This is a genomic window from Peribacillus sp. NJ11, assembly GCF_030348405.1.
Lineage (GTDB): Bacteria > Bacillota > Bacilli > Bacillales > DSM-1321 > Peribacillus.
In genome coordinates this window covers 1,333,170-1,349,679 of the sequence record NZ_JAUCFO010000001.1, presented here as the reverse complement: position 1 = coordinate 1,349,679, position 16,510 = coordinate 1,333,170, and the positions used below count along the sequence as shown (strand labels likewise).

The following is a 16,510-nucleotide window of genomic DNA, read 5'->3' as shown; positions in this document are numbered from 1 at the left end:
TGTCAAGTGAATTAAAAAGAGAACAATAATTTCAATCCAAATGCACACAGGATGCTTCCGCCAAGAATCTCACTATACACCCCGAGCAACCCTTGCATTTTTCTACCCAGTAAAAGCCCTGCCCACGTTAATAGGGCGGCAGCCATCCCAAAACATAGAATGGTTAAAATCGTTTTTGCACCGTAAATGCCCAGGGTTAACCCTACTGAGAAGCTATCCAGGCTTACGCCTAAAGCAAAAATGAATAGACCTTTCCCGACCGGAGCCAGCATCTTATTTTCCTTGATACCAGCTTCTTCCTTTTTACCTGGGATAAACATCTGGATACCAAGAATGACCAACAATAGACCGCCGGCATATGTAGCAAAGGTCCCGAATTTTTCTGAAATGAAACGGCCTGCCCCCATACCAAGCAAGGGCATCCAAATATGAAAAATGCCTACTATCAGCCCTATAAAAAATATTTGCCTCAACCTTAGCTTAAACATTCCCATTCCAAGGCCGACGGAAAAGGCATCCATTCCCAACGCGAATGCCATGAGCAATAAGGTGATGATTTCTCCAGCAAATGTATTCATCCCAATCCTCCCTCGGACGTGCCTACTACATGTTATGCATGTCCGAAAAGAATTAGAAGAATAAATCAGTCCTTATTACACATGTTCCTCGATGATTTGATGACCTGCCGCCTTCTCAAGGCGGTTCATGACAGCGGCTCCGATCCCACATTCAGGAAACATTTCACTAAAAATGATATCGACCTCCAGCTCATCAAACTGTCGTAAAGTATCATATAAGCCTGTGGCAACTGTATGTAAATCCGCTAATGAACCAGGGACAACCACATAATCCGCCTGATAATCCTGTTGATGTTCTAAAGCCGTTATGATGCCTACCTTTAACCCATCACTTCTTTTTTCATCCACAAGTTTCTGAAGGAAATCTTGATTACCCTTGACTAAATATAGAGGGGCCTTCGGAGCATAGTGGGTATATTTCATGCCCGGAGCTTTTGGCGCCGTTTCCTGATTCTTTAAAGCGACATCTTGCCTAACTTCCCCTATGACAGCTTCCAGCTGTTCCAGAGTCACCCCGCCAGGCCTTAAAATAACAGGGACTTCCACTGTGCAATCAAGTACTGTTGATTCCACACCCACACCCGTAGTCCCGCCATCGACTATGCCTGCAATCCGGCCCATCAAGTCATCTTCAACATGTTTAGCTGAAGTGGGACTTGGTTTTCCTGAAGTATTTGCACTTGGAGCCGCAATGGGCAAATCACTAGCACGAATTAGACCGAGTGCAACCTGATGATCCGGCATCCTGACAGCCACCGTCTCTAATCCAGCCGTCACAAGATTCGATAGCTGGCCCGGTTTTCGTTTCATGATCAAAGTCAAAGGACCCGGCCAAAATTCAGCCATCAGCTTTCGTGCCTGATCAGGAATCTCCTCTACAATACCTGACAACTGGTCAGCTGAGGCTATATGAACGATTAATGGATTATCACTCGGACGCCCCTTTGCTTCAAACACTTTTTTGACTGCCTCGTCACTTTTGGCATTCGCTCCTAGTCCATAAACGGTCTCTGTAGGAAAAGCAACCACTTGATTATCCTTTAATAATTCAGCTGATTGTGTAATCTGGGGATAACTTTGTAAATTATCCACATCTTTATCCACTGACCAAACTTTCGTTTTCATCTTAAACACCATCGCCTTTTAACATTTCTTATTTTATATAATCGCTTTTATATGAACGGTATTATCAACTTATCGTACTAATTTTACTTGAAAGATACTTTGAAAGTATAAAAGAAGTATACACATAATTCAAGTGTTATCCACAAATTGTGGATAACACTACCGAAACCGTGGATAAGTTTGTGGATATTAATGATTAATGACAGACTTTTTTGATTTTTTGTTAATAACCCTGTGGATATGTTTTCGAAATTATCTGATCATAAAAAAAGAGGGCCCCCCTCTTTTTAAAAAAGATCATTTAGGATTTCTGCAAATAAGGACTTCACTTTCACCTCTGGCTCCTTTTCCCCTTCATATAATTGTTGACCTTGTTCATTGGATGCCGCAAGTTTAACCTTGTTTTCATCTACATTCCCATCAATTACTTCCTCCCTTACTTCATCCGTGGCTTTTTCTTCTTTCACTTCTCCTTTTACTTCTGGCTCTACAACCTCTTCTTTTACCGTTTTTTGCGGTATTTCCACACTTTCCTCAATTGCTTCTTCTTCAACTACTGCATCTGGCCCTTTTACCTTTTCAACCAATACTTCTTCTTCAACCGCTTCCTCTGGAACAGGTTCTTTCTCCTCATTCGTTGCAGCATAAGCCTTCCCTTCCGAAGTTACAGATCCTTCATCTTCATCCTCGACAATCGGACTTTGACTTACAGCAGTTCCATTTGAAAAATCCAAGAAACATAGTGGAGGAAATAACACACACCACCAATTAGCCCCTTCCCCTTCACCAAGTGTGATGATCACAGCTTCATAATCCCCTGCCGGATATAAATACTGCCCGTAAAGTTTTGTCGGAAATTCGGCTTGTCCAAAATCCACTTTTACTGACTGTTCCAAACCATGTTCCTTTATAACTGCCTCAGCCGTGGCTTGAATATCCGGTAGATGCGAGGTGATCACATCCCTCGCTTCATCCAATGAAGTAAGCTCCTCGACCCATTTTGTGATATCTTCATTTACCTGATCCCTAATCAGCCGTTTAACCGCTTGATCCTTTTCTGTATCACTATTAGCAAGTATCCTCAGACGAATCGCCTCATCCGGAATTACCATCGTTTCTTCTGCACCGACCATCTCCGCTTTAGGCATATATATACTTACAATCGTTCCTATTGTTAAGATTAATAGATAAATAATGGCTAAATGTTTAGTTTTCATCGCCTTCGCCCCCTCACATGAATTAGTCTCACCATTTTCCAGCTATCTTAAACTAGTAAAAATAAAAAAATTAATGCTGGAAATATAGATTCCAAATCGATAATGAGGGATGTCCATACAAAAAAATCCGTCTCACATAGGGAGACGAATCATTTTAATTCAGCAAAGACCATTCGATCTTTTTCGTTAATGTCATTTACAACGGATACTTCTGCGGCAGGAAAAGTCCGCTTCAATAAATCGGCAACTGCCTGGCCCTGCCCAGTGCCCACTTCAAAACAGATTAGTCCAGGCACCTCCATGATCAGAGGTAACTGTTCCATAAAGCGGCGGTAAAAGTCCAGACCATCGATACCCGCAAATAATGCACGATGGGGTTCATGACCCGTTACGACTACAGACATGGATTTTTGATCATCATTTGGTATATATGGCGGATTAGATAAAAGGATGTCCACTTTCTGGTTCATGTTAATCAACGGCTGAAGTAAATCACCTTGCACGAACTGCACTTCGGCACCAAGTGATTCGGCATTTTTCTTCGCCACCTCAAGTGAAGGATCTGCTATGTCCGTGGCCGTCACCGACAAGTTTGATTTTTCAAGCTTCATCGTAATGGCGATTGCACCGCTGCCTGTCCCAATATCCGCTAAACGGAGCTTCTGTCCCTCCATAAAAACGGCCGGAAGCTTACGTAATGTATAATAAATCAATTCTTCTGTTTCAGGTCTCGGTATCAGCACTTCTTCATTCACAAAGAAGGTCCGTCCATAAAATTCTTCACTGCCTATTATATATTGGATGGGCGTTCCATCAGCATGAAGCTCAACAGCTGCCTTAAATTGTCCAAGATCCGCTTCACTGAGCTCATCATGAAGGTTGGCCAGTAACTGGGAGCGCGTTAGTTTTAAAAAATGCTGTAACAAGATTTCCCCTGCATTGGCGTCACGATCATTTTCCTTTAAAAAAGAAGAAGCCCATTTAAGGGCTTCAAACACTTTCAAGGCAGAATTATTCATCTGCATTTTCCAGCCTGGAAGATTGGTCTTCCATGATTAAAGCATCCACGACATCATCCAGTTTACCTTCCATGATTTGATCCAGCTTTTGAATCGTTAAACCAATACGGTGGTCGGTAACGCGGTTTTGCGGGAAGTTATACGTGCGAATCCTTTCGGATCGATCGCCCGTTCCAACAGCAAGCTTTCTATTTTGGTCATATTCAGCCTGCACTTCGCGATGGATTTTATCATACACCCTGGCACGCAAAACCTTCATTGCTTTTTCTTTGTTCTTGATTTGTGATTTTTCATCTTGACAAGATACAACCGTATTCGTCGGAATATGTGTCAATCGCACCGCTGACATGGTCGTGTTGACACTTTGCCCTCCAGGACCGCTTGATGCAAAGGTATCGACGCGAACATCCTTATCATGGATTTCGACTTCCACTTCCTCAGCTTCCGGTAAAACGGCAACCGTGGCTGTAGATGTATGAATCCGTCCACCTGATTCAGTTTCAGGTACTCGCTGAACGCGATGGGCTCCATTTTCGAATTTCAATTTTGAATAAGCGCCATTTCCATTAATCATGAATATGATTTCCTTGTAGCCTCCAAGCCCTGTAGGACTTGCTTCAATGACTTCAGTCCGCCAACCCTGAACCTCAGCAAAACGGCTATACATTCGGTATAGGCTACCTGCAAATAAGGCCGCCTCGTCTCCGCCTGCCGCTCCGCGGATCTCCATGATTACGTTCTTATCATCGTTAGGGTCTTTAGGAATGAGCAAGATTTTCAGTTTATCCTCAAGGCCTTGTATGGTCTCTTCAAGTTCATTGATCTCTTCTTTAACCATTTCACGCATATCCGCATCAAGTTTGTCCTCCAGCATCGCCTTGGCTTCCTGGAGTTGCTCACGAACCGCTTTATATTCTTTATAAGCCGATGCGGTCTCTTGAATACTGGATTGCTCCTTGGAATATTCCCTTAGCTTCTTAGAATCATTAATGATCTCCGGGTCACTTAATAGTTCATTCAATCTTTCATATCTATCTTCTACTGCTTGCAATCGATCAAACAAATTATTCACCTCATAAATTTTCCAAAACATCTCCATGAAACGTATTGGAAGTAATCCATCTTTTCTAACTATAAATAAGTAGTTCAGTGCCCCAGCTCAGTTCACTTCTAGGTTAATTATAGTATAGGTGAATAATCAACGTCAAAGAGGATTCAAAATTGTGGTTATTTCTTTAAATCAACATCTATATTATATTGGGGCACAACCTTGGTTATCATGCCTTGAATTCGCTGCTTTTCCTTATTTCTTTCTTTTTCCGTCTTGATTTCGCCGTTATCATGGACCGTAACATGTATGGTATTGCCATTAAACCAAACGGAGCCTGCCTCATAATTAGTTTCCGATTTAATGATCCCTCTGATTTCATCAATTTCCTGCCCCATGGATGGAGAATTATTGGATGTATGATGCGGTGTGTTGAGAACTTGATCCGATGGACGTTCCGCTTCATTATCCCAATCATTATTGGACACACGATTTAAACCTTTGCCAACAAAATCCTGGCCATCCCGGGATTGATCACCATATTCCGAATCATTATTTATTGCATTGTCATTTTGACCGCATGCCGTTAGTGCAGCAAGAAGAAAGGCCGTCATAAAAAATAGTTTTGATTTCATATTTTTTTCCCTCCATTTTGACTAGTTAAGAAGAACATTTCCTTGTTAGCCTTCCCAAAATGGGGCAGTATTTATCTTTTATTTCCCTTCCATGTATTGGTCTTACCATCTGAATACCTTCAGCAGTTTTTTTGGGTAGATCTTACCGCCTTTAGAATAAACTCACTTTCCGCCATGATTTAACCATTTCTTCAAAAAAAAAGCACCCTAAGATCTCATCGGATCATAGGGCACCATCATTCAAATATGTTCTTTAATCCCAACAGCTTGCTTACCTGGAACTTCGTGATGATGGCGGCAGCGGGGCTCGTATGATTCCGATGCACCCACAAGGATGATCGGCTCATCATAGGAGGCCGGCGCTCCATCTATCAACCGCTGTGTCCTGCTCGCAGGTGATCCGCACACTTCACACACAGCCTGTAGCTTAGTCACTGATTCTGCCAGCGATAATAGAACGGGCATAGGACCGAATGGTTCACCTCTGAAATCTTGATCGAGTCCAGCCATAATCACTCGATAACCGCTGTCCGCAAGATGCTGGGCAACCCCGATAATTTCATGATCAAAAAATTGAACTTCATCTATCGCAATGATATCCAGGGGCTTGTCCAAACACTTAAAAATATCCGTTGAATGGGCAATCGGTTTTGCCATCACAGAAGAGCCATTGTGTGATACGACAGCCTCTTCCGCATAGCGATTATCTATAGCTGGTTTAAATACAGCTATTTGCTCTTTAGCAAATTGAGCACGGCTGACTCGTTTAATCAATTCCTCAGACTTACCTGAAAACATGCTTCCGCAAATAAGCTCGATCCAGCCTGTTTGTTTCATTACATACATGGAAACAGCTACTCCCTTCCACCTGTCGATCCCTTGGCCATAATTGAAGTGGACCCGGCTTTATATAAATTCTTACTTGTTTACAGAAAAGAAAAAACAGGCAAGAAAAATACTTGCCTGTTTTTAAAAAGTCCGGCTTATTTAATACCGTATTTTTTGTTGAAACGATCAACACGTCCGCCAGCTTCAGCGAATTTTTGACGACCAGTATAGAATGGATGGCACTCTGAACAAGTCTCAACTTTGATCTCTTCTTTAACTGAACCAGTTTCAAAAGTGTTTCCGCAAGAGCAAGATACTTTTGAAAGTTTATAATTTGGATGAATTCCAGTTTTCATTCTTTTCAGCTCCTTCTGCCCTGAATCATTCGAAACAGAGTTATATACTTCAAGGTGAGGGAAAAACACTCTCACATTTATTGTAAAAACACATGAACTCATTATAGCAACTTAAGACTAGTTGTGCAACAGTTTGTTTCTTTCACTGTTTAAGAACGTTTTACGCTCGCTGGTCCCTTTTTCATTTCTGTCATTTCTTCATCCAACTTACTGAAAAATTCTTCATTGCCTTTTGTCTGTTTTAGACGGCGAAGGAATTTCTCTGAGAAATCAGGTGAATCCGACATCGTTTTCCTAATGGCCCATAGTTTATCCAGGCGATCTTTCGGAATTAACAATTCTTCTTTACGAGTGCCTGAGCGACGAATGTCGATTGCAGGGAAGATACGTCTTTCGGCAAGTGCACGATCTAAATGCAGTTCCATATTACCCGTACCTTTAAATTCTTCATAAATGACATCGTCCATTCTTGAACCCGTATCTACCAATGCTGTAGCAAGGATCGTCAGGCTGCCGCCTTCCTCGATATTCCTTGCCGCACCGAAGAAGCGTTTTGGACGATGGAATGCAGCAGGGTCAATCCCTCCGGATAATGTACGCCCGCTTGGCGGAATGACAAGGTTGTAAGCACGGGCAAGTCGAGTGATGCTGTCCATTAAAATGATGACATCCCGCTTATGCTCCACAAGTCGCATGGCCCGTTCTAACACTAGCTCAGCTACCTTAATATGGTTTTCCGGCACTTCATCGAACGTTGAACTTACCACGTCTCCAGCAACGGAACGTTCAATGTCCGTCACTTCTTCCGGGCGTTCATCGATCAACAGCACAATCAATTCGGATTCAGGATGGTTCGTGGTTATCGCATTGGCAATTTCTTTGATGAGCATCGTTTTACCAGCTTTTGGCGGTGCGACAATCAACCCACGCTGTCCAAAACCGACCGGTGCCAGGACATCCATAATTCTAGTTGATATGTTCTTTGGTGTCGTTTCCAGTTTGATTTGCCTGTTTGGATACAACGGTGTTAAACCTGGAAAATGAACACGCTCTTTAGCTGATTCCGGATTATCGCCATTGACGGCTTCGACATGCAGCAATCCATAATAGCGCTCATTTTCTTTTGGAGGCCTTACCTTACCGGACACTTTATCTCCATTTCGCAAATCGAATCTGCGGATCTGTGAAGCGGAAATATAAATATCCTCCGAGCTTGGAGAATAATTAATTGGACGCAGGAATCCAAAGCCTTCAGAAGGGATGATCTCTAAAACGCCCTCCATGAATAGGAGACCATCCTGCTCAGCTTGTGCTTTCAGGATAGCGAAAATAAGTTCCTTTTTTGAAAGTTTGCTGTAATAGGAAACTTTATATTCACGCGCGTGCTCATAGAGATCCTTTAGTTTCATGTTTTCTAAATTAGAAATAGTTAAATTCATTATGACACCACACTTTTATTAATTAAACGTTTTCACCCATACTGAAAAAGAAATGGTTTGTTAGATGGAAGAAAAACCGCAATCCATGTACCCGACCAGAGTTTTCTTAGAAAGGATGATACATTTTTACATGTAAAGAAGAAAATTATTTGAAGGCTTCTTGAAGTTTGGAGTGAAAGGGCAGATTTTATATATATAAATCAATTAATAGTAGACCAAGCTTTATTTTACTTTTTTTATTTTAATTATTCAACTTAAATTTTTTAAAAGAGAAAGCGAGCGATGAAACCGCTCGCTTTTTATCGGTGATACTTTCTAAAAAACGTTCTCAGTCAATCAAACCATTCGGTTTAATTTTAAGACTGTGGCGTCCATCAATGAAACGAACGGTACCAGATTTAGCACGCATGACTACGGATTGTGTTTCGCCGTAATGCCCTTTAAATTGTACACCGCGTAAAAGTTCTCCATCAGTCACACCTGTCGCAGCAAAAATCGCGTCATCTCCGCGAACAAGGTCTTCCATTCTCAGGACTCTTCCTACATCAAGGCCCATTTTTAAACAGCGTTCAACTTCTTCATCATTTTGAGGAAGAAGCTTACCTTGAATTTCCCCTCCGAGGCATTTTAAGGCAACAGCTGCAATAACTCCCTCTGGAGCTCCGCCAGATCCGAATAAGATGTCAACACCGGTAAGATCGAAAGCCGTATTGATGGCACCGGCTACATCTCCATCGTTAATCAACTTGATACGTGCCCCAGCCTCACGAAGTTCGTGAATGATTTTCGAATGGCGATCGCGGTTCAATACTGTTGCGACTACGTCTTGGATATCTTTATTTTTTGCCTTGGCTACCGCTTTCAGGTTGTCCAACACAGAAGCATTGATATCAATCTGACCAACAGCCTCGGGACCGACAGCTATTTTATCCATATACATATCCGGGGCATGAAGCAAGTTCCCCTTATCGGCTATCGCCAATACAGCCAATGCATTCCAGCCGCCAGATGCAACGATGTTCGTTCCTTCCAAAGGATCAACTGCAACATCCACTAGTGGCCCAAGACCAGTACCAAGCTTTTCACCAATATAAAGCATTGGCGCTTCATCCATTTCCCCTTCACCGATTACAACCGTCCCTTGCATGGGAATAGTATTGAAAACATCCCGCATTGCAGTTGTTGCTGCATCATCTGCTTCGTCTTTCTTTCCTCTTCCCATCCAACGAGCAGAATTTAGTGCCGCCGCCTCTGTTACGCGAACAAGCTCCATCGATAAACTTCTTTCCATTTCCGGTTCCCCCTCATGTACACTAGCATGATTTATTTATATATTAGTATAACACATTATATCATATATAGTAACACAATGAGGTAACAAGAAAAGGGATCAGCTTTTAAGCTGCTCCACCTCTTCTTGCGTCATTTCTTCACGCCAAATCGTTGCTCCCAAACCTGAAAGTTTCTCAACCAGATGGCTATATCCGCGATCTATATGTTCAAGCCCGGTCACTTCTGTAATCCCTTCAGCCATTAAACCGGCAATTACCAGAGCTGCTCCGGCACGTAAATCGCTTGCCTTCACTTTTGCCCCATGAAGTTGGACAGGACCATCAATGATGCCCGCTCTGCCCTCGACTTTGATCTTCGCATTCATGCGTCGCAGTTCATCAATATGCTTGAATCGTGCCCCGTATATCGTATCGGTCACCATGCTAGAACCGCTGGCTTTTGTTAAAAGAGAAGTGAAAGGTTGCTGAAGATCTGTTGGAAATCCAGGGTAAACCAACGTCTTGATATCTACGGATTTATATTTTTCTCCCGGTGAAACAAATATCTGATCATCACCGGCTTCAATATTAATCCCCATTTCCCTCATTTTGGCAGTCAATGACTCCAAATGCTGGGGAATGACATTGTCGATCAAGATTCCTTCACCGACAGCAGCGGCTAAAATCATGAAAGTACCGGCTTCAATCCGATCCGGTATGATTGTATGTTTGCACCCATGCAAACTTTCCACACCATCAATACGGATGATATCCGTTCCTGCACCCTTGATTTTCGCTCCCATATTGGTCAACAAAGTGGCAACATCGATGATTTCCGGTTCTTTCGCAGCATTTTCAATCACAGTGCGGCCTTTGGCCAAAACGGCGGCAAGCATAATATTGATCGTTGCCCCTACACTAACGACATCCAAATAAATGCGTGCTCCCCGTAGCTCGTCCGCCCTAAGGTAAATGGCTCCTTGTTCATTCGTCACTTGTGCGCCTAGTGCTTCGAACCCCTTAATATGTTGATCTATTGGGCGAGGTCCTAAATGGCAGCCTCCAGGCAAACCAATCACTGCCTTTTTGAATTTACCAAGCATTGCCCCCATTAAATAATAAGAGGCGCGTAACTTCTTAACTCTTCCATTTGGAAGAGGCATTGAAATCATCCTGCTGGGATTCACTGTCATTTCCCCATCATCAAAGGATACCTCACCGCCAATTTCCTCCATTAACTCTTTCAGCATCTGAACATCCGAGATATCAGGCAGGCCTTCAATCGTTACGGGAGAGTCCGCTAAAATTGTTGCAGGGATAAGGGCGACCGCACTATTTTTTGCTCCGCTGACACGAATGCTTCCCTTTAAAGGATAGCCACCGGCAATTTTAAGTTTTTCCATAATAAACTCCCTTCCACGCTAAGCACTTAGATGCTACTTTCAAAAAAAGTAATATTTTACCACAGGAGAATTTCATAATCCGACAACATTCACTATCTAGTTCTTTAGTTTACACAAAAGTAGAAAATTCATGTAAAAAAAAGATAAAAATTTCTAATTTATGTTAATTTTATTTAAACGGTGCAATCTATAGTGACTTAGCGGCAAGGCATTATGCTTCAGTACGTGAATTCCAATCCTTCAAGAAAGCTTCAATCCCTTTGTCCGTTAATGGGTGGTGGAATAATTGAATTAAAACTTTATAAGGGATCGTTGCAATATGTGCCCCTTTAAGAGCCGCTTCTGTAATATGCATCGGATGGCGGATAGAAGCTGCAATGATTTCAGCATTGATATCATGGATCGCGAATATGTCAGCAATATCCGAAATTAAATCCAAACCATTTTGGCCGATGTCATCCAAGCGTCCTAAAAATGGGGATACATAAGTCGCTCCTGCCCTAGCTGCCAATAATGCTTGGTTAGCACTGAAAATAAGGGTGACATTTGTTTTGACACCTTGTTTTGTAAGAGCTGCAACAGCCTTCAAACCGTCTGGAGTCATTGGTACTTTAATCGTGATATTAGGTGCAATCGCAACAAGTTCTTTGGCTTCAGCCATCATTCCTTCAAAATCAAGCGCAATGACTTCTGCAGAAACGGATTCCTTAACAAGGCTTGTGATTTCTTTTAGCCGGTCATGGAAAGAAACTCCCTTTTCTCTTGCAACAAGGGACGGGTTAGTCGTAACTCCAGCTAAAACGCCCAGTTCGTGCGCTTGTTTGATTTCTTCCATGTTTGCTGTATCTATAAAGAATTTCATAAAATAGCCTCCGTATGTAATCGATTTTTTCTTTCCCTATATGCATCTGAATTCTAATTCTTCAAAAAATAGAGCTTGGATTCAGCCCTGCATCTAAAAGAAACCATTAGGGGAGGTGCCCCCCCCAATGGAAACATTACCTATGGCATCTTACATGCAAAGGGATGGAACCCTTATGCTGCAGTTGAAAAATTATGCTTTGCCGTTTGAACCAAATTCACGTATTTTGCCGATGACAGTTTCTTTAATAGCTTCACGGCCAGGAACCATGAATTTACGAGGATCGTATACTTCAGCATCGTTATTCAGAACTTCACGAACAGCTTTTGTGAATACAATTTGATTTTCCGTATTCACATTGATTTTTGATGTTCCAAGAGAAATCGCTTTTTGGATATCTTTCGTAGGAATGCCTGTACCACCATGAAGAACAAGAGGTTTGTTCGTTAAATCCCGTACTTCTTCCATTTCTTTATAGCCTAGGTCAGGTTCACCTTTGTACGGTCCGTGAACGGATCCCAATGCTGGAGCAAAGCAGTCGACATTCGTTTCTTTAACTAACTGTTCACATTCTTGAGGATCTGCATATACGACTCCATCAGCAATTACATCATCTTCTTGTCCACCAACCGTGCCCACTTCCGCTTCTACCGAAACATTTCGTGCGTGAGCGAATTCGACAACCTTCTTCGTTGTTTCGATATTTTCTTCGATTGGATGGTGTGAAGCATCGATCATTACTGAAGTGAATCCAGCTTCGATAGCTTCTTTACATTTATCAAAACTTGAACCATGGTCAAGGTGAATGGCCACAGGAACAGTGATTTTCATGTCTTCCAACAATCCTTGAACCATCATGACAGTCGTTTTAAAACCACCCATGTGACGGGCAGCCCCTTCGGAAACACCAAGGATGACTGGAGATTTTTCTTGTTCTGCAGCAGCTAGGATAGCTTGGGTCCATTCCAGGTTATTGATATTGAATTGACCTACTGCATATTTTTCATCAAGAGCTTTATTCAGCATATCTTTCATAGAAACTAAAGGCATTTGATTTCCTCCTACTAGTGGATGTTATTATTTTTAAAGTTAATTCTTTCTAGATATTCCCTAAAACTAAAGTAGCATACGCTTATAAATCAGAATATCTCTCCTCTTTTAGCATATCAATACATCAAAAAAACAGCAACAAATACACTATGCCAAGCCTCAAATTTTATTCCAAAAAAACACGGCCCTCTTAAAAAGATAGCCGCGGCAATTCTTTCGTCAATAATATTGAATTTTCCAGACCGTTAACTAGATTGAATCGGTAAGTATTCACGAACGGCTTTTCTAATATCATCAATATCAAACGGCTTTGCAAAGTGGGTCATTGCACCTAAATCCTTTGCTTCTTGGATCATATCAAGTTCACCATATGCGGTCATGATTATGACCCGGATGTCCGGATCGACCACTTTCATCCTTTTCAGGATCTCAATTCCATCCATTCCCGGAATCTTCATATCCAGTAATACAAGATCAGGTGAATGGTTATTTAGCACTTCCAAGGCTTGAATGCCATTTGCAGCTTGAAATGTTTCATACCCTTCTTTATGTAAAACCTCGTTCAATAAAATACGAATCCCAAATTGATCATCAACAATCAATATTTTCCCTGGCATTTTATCACCTCTCCCCTTCCCGATTTATAAAATTAAATGTATTAGCCGAATCGGCCATATTACCCGAAAAAGGGTAGTTACATAGATTGCGTCAAATCACATGAAGTCCAACGCATTAATTTCATTCATGATTTCTATGTTCATATTCGATAATTGTAACAAAATTCCTGCTGTATGGCTAAAAGGATTTTTAATTTTTTTGTTTTTTCGACCGATTTTGTAAATTCAGCCCTTTGGATCAAAAGCCCTGAAACCTGTCAATGCAAGGGAAAGTCCTTTATAATAAGTATATTATTTTTTAAAGGAGTCCCTACTCATGTTAAAAATTTTCTCGACACAGATAAGCGGTTTATTTAAAAAAATGATTGAAAATGAAGCCTTTGAAATGGAGGATGCCGGACGCTTGCTGGCTCAGGCTGTAGTTGGGGATGGCACTGTGTTCATTCACGGTATTGGTGAAATGCAGGGCGTCACTGCCGAGGCTTTAGATGGGGCAGAACCCTTCCCTAAGGCACAAAGATATGAATCAGTAGAAACTATTTCCGGGGAAGATCGATTCCTTATATTCAGTCGCCATTCGGATGATTTTGAAGCTTTGATGCTGGCAAAACAACTAAAGGAAAAAGATATACCATTTGTTGCGGTTTCTACATCCGTTCCTTCTAAAGAGGATTCACTTTTAGAGTTGGCTGACGTACATATAGATTTACGTATCCAACGAGGATTGATTCCCGATGAAACTGGAAATCGATATGGGTACCCTACCCTCATTGCCGCTCTTTTCGCTTATTATGGGATTAAATTCACTCTTGAAGAAATCATAAAAGAATATGAAGATGAAGAATGATAAATTCATTTAAAAAAGGGGGTTCGGGAAATATATCTTTCATCAAATGATGTTCCCGAACCAACTGACCCAAAGCAACACCTTCAACTCCTCAGGTTTGATTGCTATCTAAATGTTATAACAAAGTTGATTGGAGAGGAAGGTGCGAGACTGCTGCGGGAAAAGCGCGTCTAAGGGAGACCCCGCAGGCGCAAGCCGAGGAGGCTCCATGACCGCCCACGGAAAGCCAGTGCCTGGAATGGAATTGTACAAGCCATAAAAAAACTGTAGGCAAACTCGATTTCCTTCAAGTTTGCCTACAGTCTGAAACAGCCATATGGGCTGTTTTTTTGTTTATTAAAGTTTTGCGCTGCGCTTTAAAGACATACCGACAAAGTCACGGAATAGCGGCTGTGGACGGTTAGGGCGTGACGTGAATTCCGGATGGAATTGAGAAGCCACAAACCAAGGATGATCTTTCAATTCAATGATTTCAACCAGACGACCATCTGGACTTGTACCGGAAAAGACGAATCCTGCCTCTTCCATAGCCTGACGGTAGTGGTTATTGAATTCATAACGGTGACGGTGACGTTCATAAACAACCTCATCATTATAAGCTTCGAATGCTTTAGTTCCTTCGATAAGCTTACATGGATACAGACCAAGACGCAGTGTACCACCCAAATCTTCAACATCCTTTTGCTCAGGAAGAAGATCGATGATTGGATCTGGAGTATCCTCTTTGATTTCAGCTGAATGTGCTTCTGGCAATCCTAAGACGTTACGTGCATATTCAATGGATGCCAACTGCATGCCTAAACAAATTCCGAAGAACGGTGTTTTTGTCGTGCGGGCAAATTCGGTGGCTGCAATTTTCCCTTCGATTCCACGATCTCCAAAACCACCAGGAACAAGGATTCCATCTGCACCTTGAAGAAGTTCGGCAACATTTTCTTTTGTTACATCTTCAGAATTCACCCAGTCGATTTCAACATCTGCATCAAATGCGTAACCTGCATGCTTAAGTGCTTCCACTACAGAAAGATAAGCATCTTGCAATTCAACATATTTTCCGACTAGGGCGATTTTCGTTTTCTTTGATAAAGAAGTAACCTTTTTGACCAATTCTTTCCAATCTTCCATATCCGCTTCGCCACAGTCCAATTTCAAGTGATCACAAACGATTTGATCCATATTTTGTGCTTGAAGCGCAAGAGGGATGGAGTAAAGTGTATCCGCATCAAGACACTCGATAACAGAATTTTTATCAATATCGCAGAATAAAGCGATTTTATCCTTCATATCTTGTGAAATTGGGCTTTCTGTACGTGCAACGATGATATTTGGCTGAATGCCAAGACTGCGTAATTCTTTTACACTATGCTGTGTCGGTTTTGTTTTCATTTCACCAGCAGCTTTGATGTAAGGTACAAGGGTACAATGGATATACATAACATTATTGATTCCGATATCACTTTTAATTTGACGAATCGCTTCAAGGAATGGAAGTGACTCGATATCCCCAACAGTACCACCAATTTCGGTGATGACTATATCTGCATTCGTTTCATTACCTGAACGGAAAACCCGTTCTTTAATTTCATTCGTGATATGGGGAATGACTTGAACTGTTCCACCTAAATAATCGCCACGGCGTTCTTTTCTCAGGACAGTCGAATAAATTTTACCTGTAGTCACATTGCTGTGTTTACCAAGATTGATATCAATAAAACGCTCATAGTGACCCAAATCCAAATCCGTTTCAGCACCATCATCCGTTACAAACACTTCACCATGTTGATATGGACTCATCGTACCTGGATCCAAGTTGATATAAGGGTCAAACTTCTGGATGGTAACATTCAATCCCCTATTTTTTAAAAGTCTACCTAAAGAAGCGGCCGTTATCCCTTTTCCCAAGGAAGAAACTACTCCACCTGTCACAAAAATATATTTTGTCATCTTATATCCTCCTATAGAATGTTTTCTTCCAATGCTGTTCTTCACATTTCAATCAGAACCTGCATCAAATCTTCCGCTACACAAGCGGTTAAAAGCTACAAACCGTAAATCGGTACAAACCATTAATCACTTAAAGGTCTTTAGTGAGAGTCATGCAGGATACATGAACAAGAATAAATTTCCTTAAATGACAGTAAACAAAATATGTTCTCTATAGTTTTTACAATTCTACGAGAAATCATTTTTAAAAATAAAAAAATGATGTCATTTA

Annotated in this window: 16 protein-coding genes; 1 reads left to right on the top strand and 15 read right to left on the bottom strand. The window is 41.5% G+C overall.

Annotated elements, in window-relative coordinates; translation table 11 throughout:
- Positions 1-11: 11 nt before the first annotated feature.
- From QUF86_RS06630 to QUF86_RS06565, 14 genes are all read right to left on the bottom strand, one after another.
- Complete coding sequence (locus tag QUF86_RS06630) at positions 12-578, bottom strand: manganese efflux pump MntP (RefSeq protein WP_289333867.1); 567 nt, start codon at positions 576-578, stop codon at positions 12-14.
- Positions 579-653: 75 nt separating this feature from the next.
- Positions 654-1,703 carry an L-threonylcarbamoyladenylate synthase gene (locus QUF86_RS06625; protein WP_289333866.1) on the bottom strand — a complete coding sequence of 350 codons (1,050 nt, stop codon included), beginning with the start codon at positions 1,701-1,703 and terminating at the stop codon, positions 654-656.
- A gap of 287 nt (positions 1,704-1,990) precedes the next feature.
- Complete coding sequence (gene spoIIR, locus QUF86_RS06620) at positions 1,991-2,920, bottom strand: stage II sporulation protein R (protein WP_289333865.1); 930 nt, start codon at positions 2,918-2,920, stop codon at positions 1,991-1,993.
- 149 nt (positions 2,921-3,069) lie between these two features.
- The gene (gene prmC / locus QUF86_RS06615; RefSeq protein WP_289333864.1) at positions 3,070-3,939 is read right to left on the bottom strand and encodes a peptide chain release factor N(5)-glutamine methyltransferase; all 870 of its coding nucleotides are present in this window, start codon (positions 3,937-3,939) and stop codon (positions 3,070-3,072) included.
- A complete protein-coding gene (gene prfA / locus QUF86_RS06610; RefSeq protein ID WP_289327411.1) occupies positions 3,932-5,002 on the bottom strand; it encodes a peptide chain release factor 1 in 1,071 nt (356 codons plus the stop codon). The genes prmC and prfA overlap by 8 nt, the downstream gene beginning before the upstream one ends.
- Before the next feature lie 164 nt (positions 5,003-5,166).
- Positions 5,167-5,622, bottom strand: coding sequence for a hypothetical protein (locus QUF86_RS06605; protein WP_289333863.1), 456 nt, complete (start codon positions 5,620-5,622; stop codon positions 5,167-5,169).
- 240 nt (positions 5,623-5,862) lie between these two features.
- Positions 5,863-6,468 carry a thymidine kinase gene (locus QUF86_RS06600; protein ID WP_289314299.1) on the bottom strand — a complete coding sequence of 202 codons (606 nt, stop codon included), beginning with the start codon at positions 6,466-6,468 and terminating at the stop codon, positions 5,863-5,865.
- 137 nt (positions 6,469-6,605) lie between these two features.
- On the bottom strand, positions 6,606-6,806 hold the full coding sequence (gene rpmE / locus QUF86_RS06595) for a 50S ribosomal protein L31 (protein ID WP_053348458.1): 201 nt from the start codon (positions 6,804-6,806) through the stop codon (positions 6,606-6,608).
- Between the two features lie 149 nt (positions 6,807-6,955).
- Entirely contained in the window at positions 6,956-8,245 is a 1,290-nt protein-coding gene (rho, locus tag QUF86_RS06590) for a transcription termination factor Rho (protein ID WP_289314298.1), read from the bottom strand.
- Between the two features lie 328 nt (positions 8,246-8,573).
- Positions 8,574-9,536, bottom strand: a complete 963-nt coding sequence (gene glpX, locus QUF86_RS06585; RefSeq protein WP_289314297.1) for a class II fructose-bisphosphatase — start codon at positions 9,534-9,536, stop codon at positions 8,574-8,576.
- 99 nt (positions 9,537-9,635) lie between these two features.
- Positions 9,636-10,919 (bottom strand): UDP-N-acetylglucosamine 1-carboxyvinyltransferase, encoded by a 1,284-nt coding sequence (locus QUF86_RS06580; protein WP_125159891.1) that lies wholly within the window; start codon positions 10,917-10,919, stop codon positions 9,636-9,638.
- A 211-nt stretch (positions 10,920-11,130) separates the two neighbouring features.
- Positions 11,131-11,781, bottom strand: coding sequence for a fructose-6-phosphate aldolase (gene fsa / locus QUF86_RS06575; RefSeq protein WP_289314296.1), 651 nt, complete (start codon positions 11,779-11,781; stop codon positions 11,131-11,133).
- Positions 11,782-11,973: 192 nt separating this feature from the next.
- Complete coding sequence (locus QUF86_RS06570; protein WP_214744241.1) at positions 11,974-12,831, bottom strand: class II fructose-bisphosphate aldolase; 858 nt, start codon at positions 12,829-12,831, stop codon at positions 11,974-11,976.
- 245 nt (positions 12,832-13,076) lie between these two features.
- Entirely contained in the window at positions 13,077-13,448 is a 372-nt protein-coding gene (locus tag QUF86_RS06565) for a response regulator (RefSeq protein WP_034315860.1), read from the bottom strand.
- A gap of 316 nt (positions 13,449-13,764) precedes the next feature.
- Here QUF86_RS06565 and QUF86_RS06560 point away from each other — a divergent pair, with 316 nt between their 5' ends.
- The gene (locus QUF86_RS06560; RefSeq protein ID WP_289333862.1) at positions 13,765-14,295 is read left to right on the top strand and encodes a DUF2529 domain-containing protein; all 531 of its coding nucleotides are present in this window, start codon (positions 13,765-13,767) and stop codon (positions 14,293-14,295) included.
- Positions 14,296-14,631: 336 nt separating this feature from the next.
- Here QUF86_RS06560 and QUF86_RS06555 read toward each other — a convergent pair whose 3' ends face one another.
- Positions 14,632-16,239, bottom strand: a complete 1,608-nt coding sequence (locus tag QUF86_RS06555) for a CTP synthase (protein ID WP_289314294.1) — start codon at positions 16,237-16,239, stop codon at positions 14,632-14,634.
- Between the last annotated feature and the right edge of the window lie 271 nt (positions 16,240-16,510).